Origin of the sequence: Micromonospora sp. A200 (genome assembly GCF_029893845.1) — a bacterium.
In the GTDB taxonomy this organism is placed as follows: Bacteria; Actinomycetota; Actinomycetes; order Mycobacteriales; family Micromonosporaceae; genus Micromonospora; species Micromonospora purpureochromogenes.
This window is the reverse complement of sequence record NZ_JARXXY010000030.1, coordinates 45352-65361: the sequence shown is the minus strand read 5'-3', so window position 1 is coordinate 65361 and position 20010 is coordinate 45352. Positions and strand designations below refer to the sequence as shown.

The window sequence follows — 20010 nt, the reverse complement described above, 5'->3', positions numbered from 1 at the left end:
CGGGGGTCAGGCCGCCGGGCGGCGGCGGTGGGCGCGGCTGGTGTCGACGGGGCGGCCCGGGTCGACGTGGCGGGGGCGGTCCGGCTCGTCGCGGCGCAGCGGCGTCAGGGTGTCGGTGATCGCGTCGATGATCCGGTCGGTGCCCCGGCGGGCGGCGCCGGGCGCGCCGTGGGTCAGGTCGTGCAGGTCCAGCGGGTCGCCGAAGCGCACCCGGATCACCGGTCGGCGCAGCAGCGACCGGGCGATGCCGGGCAGCATGCCCTCAGGCGTCCGGTAGGGCAGCACCTCGTGCGAACCCCACTGGGCGACGGGGATGATCGGGGCGCCGCAGGCCAGGGCGAGCCGGGCGGCGCCGGTCTTGCCCCGCTCGGGCCACAGGCCCGGATCGAGGCCGATGCGGCCCTCCGGGTAGACCAGCACCACCGAGCCGCGCGCCACGGCCGCGGCGGCGTCGTCGAGGGCCCGGTGCACCCCGGCGGTGCCCCGGTCGACGCGCAGGTGCCCGGCGTGGCGCATCAGCGACCCGACGACCGGGGCGCGGAAGAGCCCGCCGGTGGCCATGATCCGGGGGGCGATGCCGCGGGTCTGGCAGGCCGCGGCGAGGACGGCCGGGTCGAACGGGCTGATGTGGTTGGCGGCCAGGATCAGCGGGCCGCGGCGCAGGTGCTCGGGCACGTCGCCGCTGACCTCCAGCCGGGCCAGCAGGGCGACGAGGAGGCGGGCGAGGACCTGTACGGCGCGCCAGAACAGCGGCGGCCGCCAGGGGGCGGTCGGGGTGTCCATCAGTGCTGGATGGTCGCACGCCGCCGGGTGAGGGCGGGCACCGATCCCGGGCCGTGCGGCAGAGGTGATCAGGGTCATTGGTCCCGGGGCGGGTCGGGACCCCCGGCCCTGCCCCCATCTCTACGACGCGCAGTAGTATTTACTACGTCTCGTAGTATGAACAGCTGGGGGTTACTGGTGGACGCGTTGGACGTCGCCCGCTGGCAGTTCGGTGTCACCACCGTCTACCACTTCCTATTCGTGCCGCTGACCATCGGCCTGTCGGTGCTGGTGGCCATCCTCCAGACGCTGTGGCACCGCACCGGCAACGAGCGCTACCTCAAGCTCACCAAGTTCTACGGCAAGCTCTTCCTGATCAACTTCGCGATGGGCGTGGTCACCGGCATCGTGCAGGAGTTCCAGTTCGGCATGAACTGGAGCGACTACTCCCGCTTCGTCGGCGACATCTTCGGCGCCCCCCTCGCGATCGAGGCGCTGGTCGCGTTCTTCCTGGAGTCGACCTTCATCGGTCTGTGGATCTTCGGCTGGGACCGGCTGCCCAAGCGGGCGCACCTGGCCAGCATCTGGGTCGCCGCGATCGGCACCAACCTCAGCGCCTACTTCATCCTCGCCGCGAACTCGTTCATGCAGAACCCGGTCGGCTACCGGATCAACCCCGACACCGGCCGCGCCGAACTCACCGACTTCGTCGCCGTGCTCACCAACAAGGTCGCCCTGATCACCTTCCCGCACACCCTGGCCGGCTCGTTCCTGGTCGCCGGCTCGCTGGTGGTCACCGTCGGGCTGTGGCACATGATGCGCAACCGCGGCAGCGCCGACACCGGGGCGTACCGGTTCGCCACCAAGTTCGGCTCCTGGGTGGTGCTGGTCTCCGCCACCCTGGTCGTGATCACCGGCGACATCCAGGGCAAGATCATGACGCAGGTGCAGCCGATGAAGATGGCCGCCGCCGAGGGCCTCTACACCACCGAGAGCCCCGCCTCGTTCTCCGTACTCACCGTCGGCAGCCTCGACGGCAGCCGCGAGCTGTTCGCCATCAAGATCCCGTACCTGCTGTCGTACCTGGGCACCGGCGACCCGAACGGCACCGTGCACGGCATCAACGACCTGCAGGCCCAGTACGCCAGCCAGTACGGCGCCGGCAGCTACACCCCGATCATCCCGGTCACCTACTGGAGCTTCCGCTTCATGATCGCCTTCGGGCTGGCCGCCGCCGCGATCGCCCTGCTGGTGCTCTGGTCCCAGCGCAAGGGCCGCACCCCCACCAGCCGCTGGCTGCTGCGCGCCGGCCTGGTCATGCCGGTGCTGCCCCTGCTCGCCAACTCCTTCGGCTGGATCTTCACCGAGATGGGCCGCCAGCCCTGGATCGTCTTCGGCGAGATGCTCACCCGCGACGGCGTGTCCCGCAGCGTCTCGCTGACCGAGGTGCTCACCTCGTTCACCGCCTTCACCCTGATCTACGCCACCCTCGCCGTCATCGAGTTCAAGCTGCTCGTCCGCTACGCCCGCGCCGGCGTACCCGACCTCACCCCCGATCCCGCCATCGACGACAGCCACGACGACGCCGAGCGCCCGCTCGCCTTCGCCTACTGACCCGGAGCCCACCGTGGAACTGACGACCATCTGGTTTCTCCTCGTCGCCGTGCTCTTCACCGGCTACTTCATCCTCGAAGGCTTCGACTTCGGCGTCGGCATGCTGCTGCCCGTCCTCGGCCGCGACGACCGGGAACGCCGCGTCCTGATCAACACCATCGGCCCGGTCTGGGACGGCAACGAGGTCTGGCTGATCACCGCCGGCGGCGCCATGTTCGCCGCCTTCCCCGAGTGGTACGCCACCCTCTTCTCCGGCTTCTACCTGCCGCTGCTGCTGATCCTGCTCGCCCTGATCGCCCGGGGCGTGGCCTTCGAGTACCGGCACAAGCGCCCCGAGGCGTCCTGGAAGCGCCGCTGGGACACGGCGATCTTCGTCGGCTCCGTCGTACCGGCGGTGCTGTGGGGCGTCGCCTTCGCCAACATCCTGCGCGGCGTGCCGCTGGACGCCGACCACGAGTACGTCGGCGGCCTGGTCGACCTGCTGCACCCGTACGCGCTGCTCGGCGGGGTGACCACCGCGGCGCTGTTCCTCACCCACGGCGCGGTGTTCCTCGCCCTGAAGACCACCGGCGAGATCCGGCAGCGGGCCGGCGCCCTCGCCGTGCGCCTGGGCGTGGGCACCGCGGTGGCCGCGGTGGCGTTCCTGACCTGGACGCTGAGCATCCGCTCCAGCACCGCCGCCGTCGTGTTCGCCGTCGGCGCGGCCCTGGCCCTGCTCGGCGCACTCGCCGCCGCCCGGGTACGCCGGGAGGGCTGGGCGTTCACCGGCACCGCCGTGGCGATCGGCCTGGCCGTGGCGACCCTGTTCGCGGCGCTGTTCCCGAACGTGCTGCCCTCCACCCTGGACGCCGCCGGCACGCTCACCGCCACCAACGCCGCCTCCACCCCCTACACGCTGAAGATCATGACCTGGGTGGCGGTGGTCTTCACCCCGATCGTGCTGGCCTACCAGGGTTGGACGTACTGGGTGTTCCGCAAGCGGATCGGGGTAGTGAACATCCCGCAGCACTGAGAACCTGCGGGGGTGCGGGACGCGGGGCCGGGCGAGGGGGTCGCACCGGCCCCGCGGGCTGTTCCCCGCCGGAAAATCCGCCCACCCTCAAGATCCGCGCCGCTATGGTGGGCCGATGGCCAGCCCCCCGCACGTGCGTGAGCTCACCGTCGACGACCTCACCGACGCCTGGCACCTGGGTCGGCGCGCCTTCGGCTCCGACCCGCAACCGGCGCCGCACGCCACCGTCGCGGTGCCCGGCCTGACCCGCTACGGGGCCTTCGACGACACCGGCCGGCTCCTCGGCAAGGCCGTCGACCTGCACCACGAGCAGTGGTGGTCCGGGCGGGCCGTGCCGGCCGCCGACGTCGCCGGGGTCGCCGTCGCCCCCGAGGCCCGCGGCCGGGGCGTGGCCCGCGCCCTGCTCACCGGCCTGCTGCGCGGCGCCCACGACCGTGGCGCCGCCGTCAGCGCGCTGTTTCCCACCGTCACCGCCCCCTACCGCGCCTGCGGCTGGGACGTCGCCGGAGTGATGCGCACCGTCGACGTGCCCACGGTGGCGCTGCCCCGGCACCGCCCGGCGGCGCACCTGAGCGCCCGCGCGGGCACGCCCGCCGACATGCCGGCCGTCGTCGCCCTCTACGAACGCCTCGCCCGGGACCGGCGCGGGCTGCTCACCCGCCGCGGTGACCTCTTCGACCCGCACACCACCGCCGACACCCTGCCCTTCGACGGGCTCACCCTCGTCGAGGACGACGGGCACCTCGTCGGCTACGCCAGCTGGGACCGCGGCCGCGGCTACGGCGACGACGCCGTGCTCACCGTCCACGACGTCCTGGCCACCACCGCCGACGCCGCCCGGGAACTCGCCGGCGTCCTCGCCAGCTGGCACAGCGTCACCCCCACGGTGCGGCTGCGCCTGCTCGACGGCGACGCCGTCAGCGCGCACCTGCCGCTGGAAGCCGTCCGCGAACACGAACAGGAACCGTGGATGCACCGGCCCGTCGACGTCACCCGCGCCGTCGCCGCCCGCGGCTGGCCCGCCCACGCCCGCGGCACCGTCGAGTTCACCCTCACCGACGACCTCGCCGAGTGGAACACCGGCACCTGGCGGCTGGCGGTCGCCGACGGCGCCGCCGAACTCACCCGCGTCACCGCCGAGGTCGACCTGCACCTGTCCGTACGCGGCTTCGCCCTGCTCTACAGCGGCGCCAGCACCGCGGCGTCCGTCGCCGACGCCGGCCTGCTGCACGCCACCGGCACCGACCCGCGCGCGCTGGACCTGCTGGCGGCCGGGGGAGCGGCGCACCTGCTCGACTACTTCTGAGTGGCGCACCACCCCGCAGCGCCTCGCCCGCCGACCTGCCGCCTCCCGCCGGCGATGGTGCCATCCCCGGGCGGGGCCGTGGAGCCCGCCCGGACGGCGGCCGGGCCGCCCGCCCCGCAGGGCGGTGGCCCGGCCGCCGGGGTGCCGCGTCAGTGCGCGTGGTGGTAGGCGTGCACGACGGCGTGGCCCTTGCCGCGCGAGATCAGCCACCGGTTGATCGGCGTGGTGAGCACGAACGCCACCAGCAGCGCGAACGCCAGCGACGCCCAGAACACCCAGCTGGTCAGCCCGGCCTCCATCGCGCCCGGTACGGCGAGCATGACGGCGTTGTCGAGGAACTCCATCACGGCGATCGACACGGTGTCGGCGGCCAGCGCCACCTTCAGCGCGGTACGCACGTCCACGCCGGCGCGCAGCACCCCGCGCATCGTCAGCGCGTAGCCGAAGACGAACGCCAACGCGACCGCGAGCACGACGGTGGGCAGGGCGGGCCAGCCCAGCGCGGTGCCGATGACCATGCCGAGCACCTCACCGATCGCGCAGCCGGTCAGGCAGTGCAGGGTGGCCTGCGCGGCCATGGCCCATGACGTCGCCGTGGCCGCCGCCGAGGCGGGCCGGTGGTGACCGTGATCGGTGTGCGCGGCGCCGCCGGGGTGGTTGTGGATGCTGTGGTCCATGAACGGGCCTCCCTTCAACACCACCGACTATACCCCGGGGGGGTATGTCTGGGAAGTGGTCGCGCCGGTGAGAGGGCGGGGGCGGGGCTACGACGCGGCGGGTGGGCCGGGCAACACCTGGCGGCGGCCGTAGCGGGTCACGCCGCGTGGCTTGTAGATGGCCAGCACGGTGGTGGTCAGCAGCACCAGCAGCCCGCCCGCGGCGTGCACGACCAGCGAGATCCGCGCCTCCCGCCACCGTCCGCCCGCCAGGCCCGGACCGACCGCGGCGTCGGCGAGCGCGCCGATCGAGCCCAACTGCAGCAGCAGCACCACCGTGGCCACCACGATCAACCCGAACTTGATCAGTACCCACCAGTGCCGGAGCAGGCCCCACGCGGTGCCCAGCGACAACACCAGGCCGCTGGCCAGCGCCGCGAGCGCGAGCGGGACGATCACGAGCCGGGCGGTCAGGTCCATCGCGACGTACCCGGCCCGGATCACGGCGGTGTCGGTGCTGCGTAGCGCCGCCACCGCGAGGACGAGGAACACCACGACCGCGCCGAGCCAACCCACCGAGGCGGTGACGTGCACGGTCAGCGCCGCCCTGCGCGCGGCCGGCGGCAGCGTCACCGCTGACCCGCCGGCGCCGCCGCCGAGGCGCCGGCCGGGGAGTGCCGGCCCGGGCCGTGCTCGCCGGCGACGCCGGTGAGCTGCGCGATCGCGAACAGCGCCAGGAGCGCCACCACGATGATCCCGAAGAGCTTCACCCAGCGCGGCACACCCGACGATCCGGGCTCCTGCGGCTGCCCCGTCATCCACGTCTCCCGTCACGCTGGCCCTGCTACCCGTACGCCCGGCCAGCTTTATCGAGACAATGTGTAAGTGTCAAGTCATCCTGTCGCGGACGTGTCGGTATGTATGATGCCGGGGTGCCGAAGCTGTGGAACGACACGATCGAGGCGCACCGGGCCGCGGTGCGTGACGCGACCCTCGACGCCACCGCGGCATTGGTGGCCGAACACGGGCCGGCCGGGGTGACCATGTCGCGCATCGCCGCGGTCACCGGCATCGGCCGAGCCACCCTCTACAAGTACTTTCCCGACGTCCAGGCGATCCTGATCGCCTGGCACGTACGGCAGGTCACCCGACACCTGACCCACCTCGTCGAGGTCGCCGACAGCACCGCCGACCCGGTGACGCGACTGCACACGGTCCTGCGCAGCTACGCCCGGATGTCGCGACACCGCCACGGCGGCGACCTCGCCGCGATGCTGCACCGCGCCCCACACGTCGACAGCGCGCACCAGCAGCTGTCCACCTTCGTCGCCGACCTGCTCACCGCCGCCGCTGACGCCGGCGCCGTCCGCGACGACATCCCCACCGGCGAACTGGCCGCCTACTGCCTGCACGCCCTCGCCGCCGCGAGCACGCTGGACACCGACGACGCGGTGACCCGCCTGGTCACACTGACCCTCGCCGGCCTGCGCCCCGGCCCCTGACCCGCCGGGCCACGGCCGTCAGGTCCCCCGCCCGGGGTGCCGGCGCCGCGCCGCACCCCCGCCGAGAGAGGGCCAGGGTGCGGCACGCGCGCGGACATGCCGTCAGCGCGCCTCGCGCAACTCCGCCAGCCGCGCCTCGATCTCCGCAAGCTCCGCGCGCAGCTTCTCCGCCTGCTGCTCCGCCTCCGCCCGCTCCGCGGCCATGATCTGCTCCACCGCCTCGTGCACCCCCGGCACGTCGACGAGCGCCACCATCCTCAACGCCTCCGCCGGCTTCACCACGTACGGCTTCGCCAGCGCCTTGGCGCCCTGCTGCGCCGCCACCGTCCACTCACCGTCGGCGTACGCCAGGGTCACCGTCAGGCCCGCCGGGCCCTTCGGCTTCGCCGCCTTCACCGCCCGCCGGGCCGGCTTCGCCTCCACCTGCTGCTCCACCTTCGACTCCTCCCGACGCGGCGCCGGCACCCGGTCCAACACGAACTCCGGCTCCGCCGGCGCGGCCGGCGGCTGCTCCACCTGCGGCTCCGGCCTCGGCTCGGCCACCTTGCGCCCCGTGCCCCGGGGCGCCACCGCCACGTCGGCGGGGGAGAAGGGCAACTCGTCGCGGCCGAAGCGCACCACGACGAACTCCTCGGACACCTCGGGGTCGGTCAGCTCGACCACCTGGCCCACCTGCCCGGCGATCTGCCCCGCCGACGCCGTGAACACCACCTTGGGCTTCCGCCCGGCGGCCAACGCCTCCCGGATGCCGTGCACCTCGTCCTCGGACAAACCCTGGCCCGCCATCACAGCCCTCTTCCGTACATGTGTTTGACAGCTGTCTTGATACCAGCCGGCCCCGACAACCGGAAGATCAACCCCCCAGCGCCCGCAACGCCCCGTCCGCGTGCTCGTTCATCCCCAACTCGTTGTGGATCACCGCGAGCACCCGCCGGTCCGGTCCGATCACGAACGTCATCCGGCGCATGCTCAACGGCCCCAACGGCAACCGCCGCCGCACCCCGAACCGCTGCGCCACCACACCGTCGACATCCGACAGCAGCGGATAGTCGAACCCGTGCCGCCGGGCGAACTCCGCCTGCTTCTCCACCGGATCCCGGCTGATGCCCACCCGCTGCGCGCCCACCGCGGCGAACTCCGCCGCCAGATCCCGGAAGTGGCAGCTCTCCGCCGTGCAGCCCCGCGTCATCGCCGCCGGGTAGAAGAACAGCACCACCGGCCCCGCCTCGACCAGCTCCGACAGCCGCCGCGGCGTACCCGTCTGGTCCGGCAGCTCGAAATCCTCCACCAGGTCACCGACACCCACACCCACCGCGCACCTCCACCGATCGACCGACGACGCGCGGTGAGCCTAAGCGATCAGCCCCACACCCCGGCCACGTCGGCGGCAACCGCCTCGGCCTGCGCGAACCCCGCCCGCGCCGCGGCCGCCCGCCGCGCCGGATCCAGCACGTTCCGGCCGATCGCCGCCCGCGCCGCCCGATCCGGTGACACCACCGCCACCCGCGCCACCGACCGCAACGCCGCCACCTGCGCCGACAACCGCGGCATCGGCCCGAACCCCGACGTCATCGGCGCCAGCACCACCACCCGCTCCGCGCCCGCCGCCAGATCCGCGTTCACCACCGACCGCACCCCACCGTCGACGTACCGGCGATCCCCGATCGTCACCGGTGGCCACACCCCCGGCACCGCGCAACTGGCCGCCACCGCGTCCACCAACGACACCCCACTGGTCGCTTCGAACACCACGAACTGACCCGAGGTCGCGTCCACCGCCGTCACCAGCAACCGCCGCGCCGGCCACTCCCGCGCCGGCAACCGGGCCTCGATCACCGCCCGCCGCGACGCCTCCGACGGGGTGCGCGCCGCCACCGCCATCGCCCCCACCGCCGCCCGGGCCCGCACCGCGTCCCGGGTACGACCACCCGCCCACACCAGCCGCGCCACCGCCGACCACCCGAACCGCGCCGCCACCTCACCCGTCGGCGCCGCCAACTGCGCCTCGTACGACTCGCACACCGGCCGCCCCGAACACAACTGCGCGCCCACCACCGACCCGGCCGACGTCCCCACCACCAGGTCCGCGTCCGCCAGCACCACCCCCCGCTGCGCCAGCCCCGCCAACAGCCCCCACTCCCAGGCCACCCCGGTCACCCCGCCACCACCCAGCACCAACGCCCGCGTCATGTGACCACCCTCTCCGTGACCGGCCCGTGCCCGAAACGGTAGCGTCGCCACCACACGGGGGCAGGGGAGCGGTCCATTGAATCCGGTCACGGTCATCACCGGCGGCAGCCGCGGCATCGGCGCCGCCGTCGCCCGCCGCCTCGCCCACGACGGCCACCACCTCGCCATCGGCTACCGACGCGACCACGCCGCCGCCGCCGCGGTACTGGCCGACGTCCGCGCCCTCGGCCGCCAGGCCGTCGCCGTACCCGCCGACACCACCGACCCCGACCAGGTCGCCGGGCTCTTCGACGCGGCCGCCGACCTCGGCCCGCTCACCGGCCTGGTCAACAACGCCGGCGTCACCAGCCCCATCGGCGCCTTCACCGACCTGCGCCCCGACGACCTGCGCCACGTCGTCGACGTCAACCTCATCGGCTACGTCCTCTGCGCGCAGCAGGCCGCCCGCCGCCTCGGCACCGGCGGCGCCATCGTCAACATCTCCTCCGCCGCCGCCACCCTCGGCAGCCCGGGGGAGTACATCCACTACGCCGCCGTCAAGGCTGCCACCGACACCCTCACCATCGGCCTGGCCAAGGAACTCGCCCCGCACGGCATCCGGGTCAACGCCGTCGCCCCCGGCCTCATCCGCACCGACATCCACGCCCTCTCCGGCATGCCGGACCGCCCCGACCGCAACGCCGGCCGGGTGCCGATGGGCCGACCCGGCGAACCCGACGAGATCGCCGGCGCCGTCGCCTGGCTGCTGAGCCCCGACGCCTCCTACACCACCGGCGCGGTGCTGCGGGTCGCCGGCGGCCTGTGAGCCGGCCTCGGGGCCCGACCCGTCAACTGGTGAGCAGCTTCGCCGCCGTAACCACGGTCTGCGCCACCCCGTCGAGGTTCCCCACCGGAAGCGCTCCTCGTTGACTTAGGCAGGCATATGCCTGCATGATGGCCGGGTGAGTACCGACGCGAGCGGGATGGACCCGGCCTTCAAGGCACTGGCCGACCCCACCCGACGACTCCTGCTCGACCGGCTGCGGGAGCAGAACGGCCAGACGCTGCGCGAGCTGTGCGAACACCTCGACATGGCACGCCAGTCGGCGACGCAGCACCTGGACATCCTGCAGCGGGCCAACCTCGTCACCGTCGTCCGGCGCGGACGCGAACGACTGCACTATCTCAACCCCACACCGATCCACGAGATCGAGCAGCGGTGGATCTCCTCGTTCGACAAGCCCCGCCTGCAAGCGATCAGCGCCATCAAGAACCAGGCAGAGGAGTACGCCATGACCACCGAACCAACGCCCGTGCCGACCTACGTCTACACCACCTACATCCGCGCCAGCGCCGAGCAGGTGTGGCAAGCCCTCACCGACGCAGACCTGACGGCCCGCTACTGGGGGCACGCCAACGTCTCGGACTGGCAGCCGGGCTCGACCTGGGAGCACCGACGCGCCGACGGCTCAGGTGTCGTCGACGTCGTCGGTCAAGTGATCAAGGTCGAGCCCCCGACCCGCCTGGTCATCACCTTCGACGACGCCCCCGCCGCCGAGCTGCCACGAGAACCGTCGGTCGTCACCTTCCTGGTCGAGCCGCATCACGACATCGTCCGCCTCACCGTGACCCACGAGAACCTCGCCAACCCGGCGATGCACGACGGGATCTCCCGCGGCTGGCCGGCCGTGCTGGCGAACCTCAAGTCGCTGCTCGAGACCGGCGACGTCCTGCCACAGGCGCCCTGGGAGATGTCCCCGGCGCACACCTGAGCCGGCAGATTCCCAGCCCCGGAAAAGGGAGACACGATGGACACCACGCCGCTCGGGGACGCGTACCGCGCGCTGCTGGACGCCGCTGCGACCGTGGCCGGCTCCGACGGTACGAGCCCGATCCCACCGGCCGGCGAGTGGAACGCCGACCAGATCCTGGCGCACGTCGCCCTCGTCAACGCCGCCACCATCGCCGCCGCGTCCGCCGTCGCGGCGGGAGCGAACACGACGTACGACAACCGCATGGCGCTCGACACCTGGACCATCGGGCGCGTCATCACGCTCGCCAACGGCAACGCCGGGCTACGGGAGCGCATCCGCTGCCAAGGAGACGCCCTCTGCGCACTCGGCGGGCCGGGGCTGAGCGAGGCCGAACTCGACACCCCGGTGCCCACCCTGCTCCTGTCCAACGGCACCGTCCTGGTCGATCAGCCCCTCCCGCTGAGGGACCTCATCACCGGGCTCGCCGACGTGGAGCTCCCCGGCCACACGCAACAGCTCCTGGCCCTGCTGCCAGCCGGCGTCGGGGCCGCCGGCACGACGTAACCTTCCGACGGACAGCCCCGCCACCGACCGGCGTCCCGCCAACCGCTGTCGCTCGTGACGGTGCGGCACGCCGACATGGGGGAGTGTCCGACTGTCGCCTGCGGCCCGGCGATCAGGCGAACTGCGGCGCGCGAGACTCGTGGGCCGGTTCGAGCGAGATGTGCGCGGACAGCGCGCGGAGGAAGTCGGGCGCGTCGAAGATCTCGCCGGCGGAGGCGACACCGCTCGTCCTCGTCCGACCGCCGAGAATGCGATGGACCGCTTCGACCGCCAGCGGTGCGCTGATGGCGTAGATGTCCTGGCCGCTGGCGACGACCCGTCGCCGCGTGTCGCCGGAGCGCACGATGACGTCGACGGTGAACGTCTGCGCGGACCGGCCGAGCTCATCGACCGCGGTCGGTGCCGGTGTGCCCGGAGCGGCCAGATCCCTGGCCGCGTCGGTGGTCATGTACGTGCGCACCTCGGGGATGGACAGGTGGCTGGGGACGGTGACGACGTCGGCCATCGTGAACTCGCCGAGCACGGTCCGGCGGCCCACCGGAGCGGGAAAGTCCCACTCCAGGGTCGGCAGGTCGCGCTCGTCGACGTAGTACTCCAGCCGGCCACCGGTGTAGCGGACACGTTGGCCAGCGCGCCGTTCCCGAGAGACGGTGCCGGAGACGAGGGTCCCGGCCGTCGGGTGCCAACTGCTCAATCCGTACGCGACGTGCGCCTCGTCGGCCGCCACCCAATCGCCCATCGCCGTCGTGACCAGCAGATCGCCGAGTCCGCCGAAGAAGGCCATCGCCGGGACCACCGCGACGCCCGCGGTCCGAGCGCGGTCGGTGAAGTGCGTGAACGTGTCGAGGTTGGCCTCGATCTCGGCCGCCACATCCACGTACGGGACCCGGGCGCGCAGGGCGGCCTCGATCAAGGGGCCCGCGGTCGAGGCGAACGGGCCGGCGCAGTTGACGACCGCGGCCACGCCCTTCAACGCCCGGTCGAGCGAGGCCGGATCGTCGACCGACGCCACCCGGTACTCGAGCCCCGGATGCGACGCCGCCAGCGCCTGGAGCTTGCCCGCGTCGCGACCGAGGAGAAGCGGCACGAACCCGCGATCGCGCAACTCCGTCACCACGAACCGCCCGGTGTGTCCGTACGCACCGAACACCGCCACGGTCTGACTCGAACCCATCTGCAGTTCCTCCCTCAGAAGATCGACTGAGGAGATCCTTTCAGCAGCGCCGGCCCCGGAGGAGTGTCTGGAACGCCATGCCCCATACAATTTCGGACATGGCCACTGTCGCGCTCGCCGCCACCGACGCGATGCTGCACTTCGAGCTCGCCATGGCCTGCGAGGTCTTCGTCCGCGACCCGTCCGGCCTGGCAGACCCGTGGTACGACCTCGTGGTCTGCGGCCCGGGCCCGGTCCGGATCGGCAGATTCCACATGGAACCCGACGACGGGTTGGACCGACTCGCCCGCGCCGACACCGTGATCATCCCGGCCGTGGAAGACATCGACGCGGACGTGCCACCCGACCTGCTTGACGCCGTCCGCGCCGCCCACGAGGCGGGCGCGCGGATGGTCTCGCTGTGCACCGGTGCGTTCGTGCTGGCCGCCGCCGGGGTGCTGGACGGGCTGCGCGCGACCACGCATTGGGCCCACACCGAGGCGCTGGCCGCCCGCTATCCCCGGGTGAAGGTCGACCCGGACGTGCTCTACGTCGACAACGGCAACGTGCTCGCCTCTGCCGGCAAAGCCGCCGCGATCGACCTGTGCCTGCACCTGATCCGCCGCGACCACGGCTCGACGGTCGCCAACGCCGTCGCCCGCCGCCTGGTCGTGCCGCCGCATCGCGCCGGCGGCCAGGCCCAGTTCGTCACCACCCCGGTGCCCGCCCGCGACGACCATCCGCTTGCCAACCTGTTCCCCTGGGCGATGGAACGGCTGAACCGTCCGCTGACCGTGGAGGACCTGGCTCGCCAGGCGAACATGAGCTCGCGCAACCTGGCCCGCCACTTCAAGTCGGTAACCGGCACCACCCCGCTGCAGTGGCTGGCTACGCAGCGGATCCGCCGGGCCCAGGAGCTACTGGAGAACACCGACAACAGCATCGACGTCATCGCCGAGGCGGCTGGCATGGGGACCGCCACGACGCTGCGCCGACACTTCCACCGCACCGTCGGTGTACCTCCGGACGCCTACCGTCGCACCTTCCGCAGCGCCGGGCCCTCATCAAAATCGTGATCACATCCGGTCGGCGGACAGGGGGAGCGGCGCCCTCCTGCGCATCGATCAGTGTGGGAGCGGCGAGAACCCGTGTGGGCGGTGACGACTCCGCACTCCAGTCGTCTGTTGCCTCGCGCCAATGCGCCGGTGCATGAGATGCCCACACTGGCCGACAGTGAACCGTCGTCGCGCACGGTCATCGTCCGCGAACCATTCTCCGCCATGACCCAGGTGCCCGCGAGTGACGGTCCGTCGCCACCTCCGCAGCCAGTCGCGAACAGCGCGACGCCGAACGCCAATCCGGCCAGTCTCCAGCGAGTACGCACGTCTACCCCTGACCGGGCCGGGGCGGTCGTCCGGCCGGACGGCCGCCCCACACCCGAGGAAGCCTCGCAGCGTTCTTCAGGCGGCGCTCGGCGCCGGAACACTCCGCCTGGTCGTGAGCGGGAAGGCGCGTGCCAGCAGCCCAGCGAGCCCTCGCGGATGGAAGACGGTCACCACAAGCACGGCACAGGCAAGCAGTCCAGGCAGCACGCCGAGGGTGCGCAGCGCGACCGTGGCGACGGCGGCCGTACCGAGTCCGAGGCTGAAGGGGACGACCAGCAGCAGTGCGCCCGCCCGCGCCCGGGCGAGCCCGTCGCCGGCCCACCACCCCGCTTGCAGCCACAGCATCGTCGGGATCAGGACCACGCCCATCCCGTACAGGGTGAGCGCCACCGGGCTGGTGAGGAACCCGAGCGGATCGAACTCGCCGGCCCGCCATGCTGCAGTGGTGGGCGCGAAGAACCGTCGGTACCCGGTGCCGTCCCAGCCGTACGCCAGCACGAAGAACATCGCGAAGTAGCCCAACGGCATCTGCAGCCACGAGAGGTACTGGTGCCCGCTACGCCACAGGTGCCGGGCCACGCAGTACCCGACGATCCCCTGGGTCACGTTGGTCATCGCGAAGGTGGCGACCAACCAGGCTGGCAGGTCGGCGGTCGTCGGCGCGGCGTGCATGGTCTCCCAGCCGGTGAACTGCCACACCAGCCACAGCCCGCTCGGGGCGAAAACACACGACAGGAACAGCACTGTCGTGGTGAACCGGCGGTCGGACAACAGCGGGCGGACCGGTTCGGCGACGGCCGCGCGGGCGGCCGCCGTGCCGAACCCCGCGCCGATCGCGTACGACCAGAAGACGTCTACCTGGACCATGCCGCTCCTCCTAGGCTCTCCCTAACGGGCGATTCCGTCGAACATCAGCGCGACGACGGCACGAATCCACCGGTCGCGCAGCCGCTGCGGATCATCGGTATGCGTAACCTGGGCGGCACCCTCGAAGATCATGCCGTTGATCACTCGCGCGGTCGTGTCCACGTCCAGGTCGGGGCGCAGGAATCCCTTGGCCACCCCGTTTCGGAGGTACGACGCGGTGTACTCGGCGAACATCTCGTGGGCGGCGCGCAAGCGCTCCCGCAGTTCGTCGTCGACGGCGCCGAGGTCGTAGAAGACCAGCCGGCCGAGTGCCCGGTCGGCGACGAACAGCTCGTACAGCCGGTGGCCGAGGCGCTCCACCTGTGCCCGGTACTCGGCCAGGGACTTCGTGGCCGTCGCGTCCTCCGCCATGACCACCGCAGCGATTCGCTCGAGCGCCCGGTTCAGCACCGCAGCGGCGACGTCGCGCTTGTTCTCGAAGTACCGGTACACGGTGCCGTGCGCGATGCCCAACTCCCCGGCGACGTCGGCGATGCCGGCGGCGGCGTAGCCCTTGCGGGCAAAGATCGAGTGGGCCGCGTCGAGGATGGACTCCCGGCGGTTAGGGTCAGCGGTACGGGCCATAAATGAATGACACGTCATTCCCTTAACCCGCGCAACCCCCTGCGATGGTGCGTGGCAACGGATGTTGCGGGGTTGACCTGGGTCGATGGATGCGAGAAGCCGCCACGGCTGACGCCATCCGCCAAAAGTCCCACCCAAGCCCGAGCGCGGCATCATCCATGTGCTCTCCAACGCGCCGGACGGCCCGCTCAACCCTGTCCCTGTGCCGGGCAGGATGAGCGGGCCGGATCCGGCTCAGGCGAAGTCGAACACGAGCGGGAAGGCGAGGACGACTGTCCAGGCCCAGACGGCATACAGGATCACGTAACGGGTCTGCCAGTGTTCCAGGCGGGCGAAGGGCAGGCGGCCACGCACGAACCCGAGGAACAGCCATGCCGACCACGCCAGGTTGGTGAGCAGGATGACGTTCTCATTCAGTGGCAGAGTAGGTTTCGTCGGCGGCAATGGCGGTCTGGCCAGGCCGGCGGCTGGGGCGCTGCGACCAGGAACCAGCCGTCGCCAGTCGTGGGATGGGCCAGCGCGGCGGTGACGTCGCGGTGTCCAGCGCGGCGGATAGGCGAGCGATGGCGGCCGGCCACTCGGTGATGGTGTCCGGGATGTGTAGCGGGCTGGGCTGATCGAGCAGCCGAACGGTGCGGACGATCTCGGGGGTGGCGGTGCCGGCCCACCACAGCGGCACGGGTCGACCCAGCACCCGGGCGGCGTGAAGGGGTTGAACGACAGTGTCCGTTACGGAGCGTAGTAGGGGGCAAGTGCCGAGCAACCGACGGGTTAGTACGGGTGGCTCAAGTTAAGTGAGAAGAGTTAGGAGATGGCTCAACTTATCGAGAATGGCTCAGGATGGTTGAGAAGGAACAGTGGAGGCAGCTCGAGCCGACGCCTGGCCAGGTCACTGCAGCTGTGTGTCCTGATTCGATAATGAACATTATGTCAAGTAGTGCTGGTGGGGCCCTCCTCCGGGAGAGTTGTGCGGTGCTGTCGTGGGCCGCGACGAGAGCCATGAGGCGAAGGTCGGCCGGCTCGGCCCGACGGAGAACCCCCTGCACGTGCGCCGCGCGTCCACCAATGCACGTGCGCCACGCGTCCACCAATGACGGCCGCGTTGGGCACGACATCATCGGCACTGTGCGTGCAGCGCGCGGCGGTGAGCCGAACGGGCCGTTCCCCTCGGCTGGGACGCCACCTCGCGTCCATGGTCATGGACGGCCCCGCTGCACCTCAGCCCGCCATTCCTCGTGAACCGCCGGACACCGCCACTCAAGGGCGATCCGGAAAGCGAGTCTCCGCCTGCGCCGCTCCCCTCCCCTCGTGGGCTGGCCCGAAACCCGAAAAACCTGCATAATATGCCTTATGCATCACAAACGGGGCGAATCGGTAGGGCGGCTCATCGAGGAGTTCCTGACGGCGCGGGCCACCCGCAAGCCCTCCCCGCACACGCTGGAGGCGTACCGGCGGGACCTGCGGGCCGTCGCCGCCCTGGTCGGCGAGGACGCCACTCCCCTCCCCCTCGACCAGGTGATGATCTCGGACCTCTCCCCCCGGGTCATGCGGGCCGCGTTCGCCCGGTTCGCCGCTCCCCGGGCGGCGTCCTCGGTGCACCGCGCCTGGTCCAGTTGGAACAGCTTCTTCACGTTCCTGGTGGCCGAGGGGGTGGTGGCGGGCAATCCGATGCCGGCGGTGGGCCGGCCGCGCGCTCCGCTCCCCCAGCCCAAGCCGTTGCGGGGCGAGGACACCCCGGAGGAGTTGCTCGCCTCGGTCGCTCGGGAGGACGGCCGGCAGCGGGACCCGTGGCCGGAGCGGGACGTGGCGGTGCTGGCCCTGGCGCTCTGCGCCGGGCTGCGCCTGTCGGAGCTGCTGGCGCTGCGGGTGTCGTCGCTGACCGGGCGGGCCGACGAGCGGCGGGTGGACGTGGCGGGCAAGGGCGGCCGGCCGCGGGTGGTACCGGTGGAGCCGGAGCTGGACCGGGTGCTGGCGGCCTACCTGGACAGTCGGGTGCGGCGGTTCGGGTCGCGCAGCGTACGGCCGGATTCGCCGTTGCTGGTGGACCGTCGGGGTGAGCCGCTGCGTCGGGGTGGGCTGCAGTACCTGGTGGACTCCTGCTATCGGCGGGCGGGCATCGGTGACCGGGTGCCGCGCGGCGCGCGGCTGCACGCGTTGCGGCACACGTTCGCGACGCGGTTGGCCGAGGACGGGGCGAGCGCCGCGGAGATCATGCGGTTGTTGGGGCACGCGTCGTTGGCGTCGTCGCAGACGTACATTGAGGTGACGGCCGGTCAGCAGCGGGCGGCGGTGCGGTCGAACCGCACCAACCGCGCGCTGGCGGGGCTGGTGCCGCTGTCGTTCGATCCCGCGGGTTGACCGGGGCGTCGGGTTACAGGCCGGTGCAGGGGGTGCCGTCGATCGTGCAACCCTCGGGTGCCTTGGTGCGCGGGTCCGGGTTGCGGACGTCGAAGGTGATGGTCTGCGACTGTCCGGCCGGGACGGGTGCGCCGGTGAAGGTGACGGCCTGACCGTCCTGCTGCCAGTTGGCTCCCTGGGCGTTGGTGATGGTGCCGTCCTCGGCGAGGGTGACGACGAGGGTCCAGCTCTTCGCCGCGGGGCCGTCCGGGTTGTCGAGCACCACCTGGCCGGTGTAGCCGAAGAGCCGGGTGGCGGTGGTCTCGTAGCGGGCGGTCATGGTGGCGGCGCTCGGGGCGGCGGAGGTGGGTGTGCGTGACGGGGTGGCGGTGGGGGTCCGGCTGGGGCGCGGGGTGCTGCGAGCGGCGGCGGACGAGGGCCGGGAGCTGCGGGTGGTCCGGGGCGCGGCACTGTCGTTGGTGGCGCCGGCGGTGGGTGGTGGGGGCAGCGGGGCCGGTGCGGCGGTGTGGTCCGCGTCGCCGGGCAGCAGGGCCCAGAGGGCCGCGCCGGTGGCGAGGGTCGCCGCGGTGACCGCCGCGACGATCGCCAGCCGGCGTCGGCGGTCGGCCGGTGCGGGTACGCGGCCGGTCAGGGCGATGGCGGGCAGCTCGGCGGTCGGCGGGTCCTCGCCGCGGCGCAGGTCGACCTGCTGGAAGGCGAGCCAGTCGAGGATGGCGGGGAGCCGTCCGGTCAGGGTCTGCTGGTAGTACCGCTCGCGGTGGTCGCGGTCCTCGGCGGGCCAGCTGCCGTGTTCCATGGTTTCCTGCACCGACAGTCGGCAGCCTTCGGCGGTGCGGGTGATGGTGCAGGTGAGCTGGGTGCGGCGGTCGCCTTCCTGGCACTGCAGGACGAGCAGCTCGGGTGCCCGCTGGTCGGTCACCTCGGCGTCGACGGCGGCGTGGAAGCCGGGCAGCCCCGCGGTGTGCAGCAGCAGCCGCTGCGGTGCCTGCGTGACCGTCTCGGTCTCGGTGAACCAGCGGCTGAGCAGCTCCGGATTGGTCAATGCCTGCCAGACCCGGTCGCTGGGGTGCGACAGGTCAACCTGGGCGCTGATCTCGATCACGGCGAGACTGTACGGGTTGTGGCGAGTGGCCGCTGGGGCGCGGGTGCCTGTCCTGACAGGATCGTCGCCGTAGGGGTGGGTGCGGCGGGGGCGGGCGGACGCGGTGCTGGTCTGGCTGCCGGGGTGGTGGGCGGTGGCGGATGCGGTCGGCGCCGGCGGTGTGGCAGGCTGAGGGTGGACGCGACTGGCGGCACGGGGATGGGTGAACCATCGGGGAGCTCGTCGCGGGGGTCGACCGCCTGGGCCTCCGCGGACGAGGTGAGCCATGTCTGTTTCCGCTTCCCCTGTGACTGCGACGGCCCGGCTGCTGCCCGGTAAGCCGGTGGCGGAGAAGATCCTGACCGAGGTCGCCGAGCAGGTGGCGGCGTTGCGCGCGGCGGGGGTGACGCCGGCGTTGGCGACGGTGCTGGTGGGTGACGACGACGCGAGCGCCGGGTACATCCGGATCAAGCAGCGTCAGGCGGCGGAGTTGGGTTTCGCGTCGCCGCACGTGCACCTGCCGGCGTCGGCCTCTCAGCAGGATCTGCACCGGGTGCTGGCGGATTTCAACGCCGACGCGGGGGTGCACGGGGTGCTGGTGCAGCATCCGATCCCCAGTCATCTGGACTACGACCGGGCGTTGGACGTCCTCGACCCGGACAAGGACGTCGACGGCATGCACCCGGTGAACATGGGCCGGTTGGCGTTGGGTCTGCCGGGGCCGTTGCCGTGCACACCGGCGGGGATCGAGGCGTTGCTGGCGTACCACGGGGTGCCGGTGTCGGGTCGTGAGGTGGTGGTCCTGGGTCGGGGGGCGACGCTGGGGCGGCCGTTGGCGATGCTGCTGGCGCAGAAGCGGCCGACGGCGAACGCGGCGGTGACGGTGGTGCACACCGGGGTGGCGGACTGGCCGCGGTACACGCGGCGGGCGGAGATCCTGGTGGCGGCGGCGGGGGTGCCGGGGATCGTGCGGCCGGAGCACGTGCGTCCGGGTGCGGTGGTCGTCGGTGGTGGGGTGCGCTACGAGGGGCGGCGGTTGCTGCCGGACGTGGACGAGTCGTGTGCCGAGGTGGCGGGGGCGATCACGCCGCGGGTCGGCGGGGTGGGTCCGACGACGGTGGCGATGTTGTTCCGCAACGCGGTGCGGGCGGCGCAGCGGGCCGTCGGGCAGGGCTGAGGCGGCCGCGGCGGCGGCCGGGCCGG

Annotated in this window: 22 protein-coding genes; 10 read left to right on the top strand and 12 right to left on the bottom strand. The window is 72.3% G+C overall.

Annotated features, from left to right (window positions below):
* Positions 1 to 6: 6 nt before the first annotated feature.
* Positions 7 to 783 carry a lysophospholipid acyltransferase family protein gene (locus M2302_RS25105; protein WP_280840304.1) on the bottom strand — a complete coding sequence of 259 codons (777 nt, stop codon included), beginning with the start codon at positions 781 to 783 and terminating at the stop codon, positions 7 to 9.
* Positions 784 to 960: 177 nt separating this feature from the next.
* On the opposite strand from M2302_RS25105, the gene M2302_RS25100 reads away from it, so the two are divergent.
* The 3 genes from M2302_RS25100 to M2302_RS25090 all read left to right on the top strand — a co-directional run bounded on the left by M2302_RS25100 (position 961) and on the right by M2302_RS25090 (position 4694).
* Positions 961 to 2376, top strand: a complete 1416-nt coding sequence (locus M2302_RS25100) for a cytochrome ubiquinol oxidase subunit I (protein ID WP_280840316.1) — start codon at positions 961 to 963, stop codon at positions 2374 to 2376.
* A gap of 13 nt (positions 2377 to 2389) precedes the next feature.
* Positions 2390 to 3388, top strand: coding sequence for a cytochrome d ubiquinol oxidase subunit II (gene cydB, locus M2302_RS25095; protein WP_280840303.1), 999 nt, complete (start codon positions 2390 to 2392; stop codon positions 3386 to 3388).
* Between the two features lie 115 nt (positions 3389 to 3503).
* On the top strand, positions 3504 to 4694 hold the full coding sequence (locus tag M2302_RS25090) for a GNAT family N-acetyltransferase (protein ID WP_280840302.1): 1191 nt from the start codon (positions 3504 to 3506) through the stop codon (positions 4692 to 4694).
* Between the two features lie 149 nt (positions 4695 to 4843).
* Here M2302_RS25090 and M2302_RS25085 read toward each other — a convergent pair whose 3' ends face one another.
* The 3 genes from M2302_RS25085 to M2302_RS25075 all read right to left on the bottom strand — a co-directional run bounded on the left by M2302_RS25085 (position 4844) and on the right by M2302_RS25075 (position 6168).
* On the bottom strand, positions 4844 to 5371 hold the full coding sequence (locus M2302_RS25085) for a DUF4396 domain-containing protein (protein WP_280840301.1): 528 nt from the start codon (positions 5369 to 5371) through the stop codon (positions 4844 to 4846).
* A gap of 87 nt (positions 5372 to 5458) precedes the next feature.
* The gene (locus tag M2302_RS25080; RefSeq protein WP_280840300.1) at positions 5459 to 5983 is read right to left on the bottom strand and encodes a DUF2269 domain-containing protein; all 525 of its coding nucleotides are present in this window, start codon (positions 5981 to 5983) and stop codon (positions 5459 to 5461) included.
* Positions 5980 to 6168, bottom strand: coding sequence for a hypothetical protein (locus M2302_RS25075; protein WP_280840299.1), 189 nt, complete (start codon positions 6166 to 6168; stop codon positions 5980 to 5982). Before M2302_RS25075 ends, M2302_RS25080 begins: the two co-directional genes overlap by 4 nt.
* 114 nt (positions 6169 to 6282) lie before the next feature.
* Between M2302_RS25075 and M2302_RS25070 the strand changes: the two genes are divergently transcribed.
* Positions 6283 to 6852 carry a TetR/AcrR family transcriptional regulator gene (locus M2302_RS25070; protein WP_280840298.1) on the top strand — a complete coding sequence of 190 codons (570 nt, stop codon included), beginning with the start codon at positions 6283 to 6285 and terminating at the stop codon, positions 6850 to 6852.
* A 102-nt stretch (positions 6853 to 6954) separates the two neighbouring features.
* On the opposite strand, the gene M2302_RS25065 is transcribed toward M2302_RS25070, so the two are convergent.
* From M2302_RS25065 to M2302_RS25055, 3 genes are all read right to left on the bottom strand, one after another.
* Complete coding sequence (locus M2302_RS25065) at positions 6955 to 7638, bottom strand: hypothetical protein (RefSeq protein WP_280840297.1); 684 nt, start codon at positions 7636 to 7638, stop codon at positions 6955 to 6957.
* Between the two features lie 67 nt (positions 7639 to 7705).
* Positions 7706 to 8164, bottom strand: a complete 459-nt coding sequence (locus M2302_RS25060; protein WP_280840296.1) for a peroxiredoxin — start codon at positions 8162 to 8164, stop codon at positions 7706 to 7708.
* Positions 8165 to 8211: 47 nt separating this feature from the next.
* Positions 8212 to 9042: a patatin-like phospholipase family protein gene (locus M2302_RS25055; protein WP_280840295.1), complete on the bottom strand. Its 831-nt coding sequence runs from the start codon at positions 9040 to 9042 to the stop codon at positions 8212 to 8214.
* Between the two features lie 76 nt (positions 9043 to 9118).
* Here M2302_RS25055 and M2302_RS25050 point away from each other — a divergent pair, with 76 nt between their 5' ends.
* The 3 genes from M2302_RS25050 to M2302_RS25040 all read left to right on the top strand — a co-directional run bounded on the left by M2302_RS25050 (position 9119) and on the right by M2302_RS25040 (position 11339).
* Positions 9119 to 9847: an SDR family oxidoreductase gene (locus M2302_RS25050; RefSeq protein ID WP_280840294.1), complete on the top strand. Its 729-nt coding sequence runs from the start codon at positions 9119 to 9121 to the stop codon at positions 9845 to 9847.
* A 136-nt stretch (positions 9848 to 9983) separates the two neighbouring features.
* Complete coding sequence (locus M2302_RS25045) at positions 9984 to 10793, top strand: metalloregulator ArsR/SmtB family transcription factor (RefSeq protein ID WP_280840293.1); 810 nt, start codon at positions 9984 to 9986, stop codon at positions 10791 to 10793.
* A gap of 36 nt (positions 10794 to 10829) precedes the next feature.
* Positions 10830 to 11339 carry a hypothetical protein gene (locus M2302_RS25040; RefSeq protein WP_280840292.1) on the top strand — a complete coding sequence of 170 codons (510 nt, stop codon included), beginning with the start codon at positions 10830 to 10832 and terminating at the stop codon, positions 11337 to 11339.
* A gap of 112 nt (positions 11340 to 11451) precedes the next feature.
* Here M2302_RS25040 and M2302_RS25035 read toward each other — a convergent pair whose 3' ends face one another.
* Complete coding sequence (locus M2302_RS25035; RefSeq protein ID WP_280840291.1) at positions 11452 to 12513, bottom strand: saccharopine dehydrogenase NADP-binding domain-containing protein; 1062 nt, start codon at positions 12511 to 12513, stop codon at positions 11452 to 11454.
* A gap of 98 nt (positions 12514 to 12611) precedes the next feature.
* Here M2302_RS25035 and M2302_RS25030 point away from each other — a divergent pair, with 98 nt between their 5' ends.
* Positions 12612 to 13568: a helix-turn-helix domain-containing protein gene (locus M2302_RS25030; protein ID WP_280840290.1), complete on the top strand. Its 957-nt coding sequence runs from the start codon at positions 12612 to 12614 to the stop codon at positions 13566 to 13568.
* 384 nt (positions 13569 to 13952) lie between these two features.
* Here the strand turns inward: M2302_RS25030 and M2302_RS25025 are convergent, their stop codons facing one another.
* The 3 genes from M2302_RS25025 to M2302_RS25015 form a co-directional block, all read right to left on the bottom strand.
* Entirely contained in the window at positions 13953 to 14744 is a 792-nt protein-coding gene (locus tag M2302_RS25025) for a hypothetical protein (RefSeq protein WP_280840289.1), read from the bottom strand.
* Between the two features lie 21 nt (positions 14745 to 14765).
* On the bottom strand, positions 14766 to 15368 hold the full coding sequence (locus M2302_RS25020) for a helix-turn-helix domain-containing protein (RefSeq protein ID WP_280840288.1): 603 nt from the start codon (positions 15366 to 15368) through the stop codon (positions 14766 to 14768).
* A gap of 234 nt (positions 15369 to 15602) precedes the next feature.
* Positions 15603 to 15812, bottom strand: coding sequence for a hypothetical protein (locus M2302_RS25015; RefSeq protein ID WP_280840287.1), 210 nt, complete (start codon positions 15810 to 15812; stop codon positions 15603 to 15605).
* A gap of 906 nt (positions 15813 to 16718) precedes the next feature.
* Between M2302_RS25015 and M2302_RS25010 the strand changes: the two genes are divergently transcribed.
* The gene (locus M2302_RS25010) at positions 16719 to 17726 is read left to right on the top strand and encodes a tyrosine-type recombinase/integrase (protein ID WP_280840286.1); all 1008 of its coding nucleotides are present in this window, start codon (positions 16719 to 16721) and stop codon (positions 17724 to 17726) included.
* A 13-nt stretch (positions 17727 to 17739) separates the two neighbouring features.
* Here the strand turns inward: M2302_RS25010 and M2302_RS25005 are convergent, their stop codons facing one another.
* Positions 17740 to 18828 carry a cellulose binding domain-containing protein gene (locus M2302_RS25005; RefSeq protein WP_280840285.1) on the bottom strand — a complete coding sequence of 363 codons (1089 nt, stop codon included), beginning with the start codon at positions 18826 to 18828 and terminating at the stop codon, positions 17740 to 17742.
* Positions 18829 to 19114: 286 nt separating this feature from the next.
* On the opposite strand from M2302_RS25005, the gene M2302_RS25000 reads away from it, so the two are divergent.
* Entirely contained in the window at positions 19115 to 19984 is an 870-nt protein-coding gene (locus M2302_RS25000) for a tetrahydrofolate dehydrogenase/cyclohydrolase catalytic domain-containing protein (protein ID WP_280840284.1), read from the top strand.
* The last annotated feature ends 26 nt before the right edge of the window (positions 19985 to 20010 follow it).

Bases quoted from the DNA above. Each gene is read 5' to 3' on its own strand.
- M2302_RS25105 (WP_280840304.1), bottom strand. From the start codon at position 783: ATGGACACCCCGACCGCCCCCTGGCGGCCGCCGCTGTTCTGGCGCGCC.
- M2302_RS25090 (WP_280840302.1), top strand. From the start codon at position 3,504: ATGGCCAGCCCCCCGCACGTGCGTGAGCTCACCGTCGACGACCTCACC.
- M2302_RS25085 (WP_280840301.1), bottom strand. From the start codon at position 5,371: ATGGACCACAGCATCCACAACCACCCCGGCGGCGCCGCGCACACCGAT.
- M2302_RS25075 (WP_280840299.1), bottom strand. From the start codon at position 6,168: ATGACGGGGCAGCCGCAGGAGCCCGGATCGTCGGGTGTGCCGCGCTGG.
- M2302_RS25065 (WP_280840297.1), bottom strand. From the start codon at position 7,638: ATGGCGGGCCAGGGTTTGTCCGAGGACGAGGTGCACGGCATCCGGGAG.
- M2302_RS25055 (WP_280840295.1), bottom strand. From the start codon at position 9,042: ATGACGCGGGCGTTGGTGCTGGGTGGTGGCGGGGTGACCGGGGTGGCC.
- M2302_RS25040 (WP_280840292.1), top strand. From the start codon at position 10,830: ATGGACACCACGCCGCTCGGGGACGCGTACCGCGCGCTGCTGGACGCC.
- M2302_RS25035 (WP_280840291.1), bottom strand. From the start codon at position 12,513: ATGGGTTCGAGTCAGACCGTGGCGGTGTTCGGTGCGTACGGACACACC.
- M2302_RS25030 (WP_280840290.1), top strand. From the start codon at position 12,612: ATGGCCACTGTCGCGCTCGCCGCCACCGACGCGATGCTGCACTTCGAG.
- M2302_RS25025 (WP_280840289.1), bottom strand. From the start codon at position 14,744: ATGGTCCAGGTAGACGTCTTCTGGTCGTACGCGATCGGCGCGGGGTTC.
- M2302_RS25020 (WP_280840288.1), bottom strand. From the start codon at position 15,368: ATGGCCCGTACCGCTGACCCTAACCGCCGGGAGTCCATCCTCGACGCG.
- M2302_RS25010 (WP_280840286.1), top strand. From the start codon at position 16,719: ATGCATCACAAACGGGGCGAATCGGTAGGGCGGCTCATCGAGGAGTTC.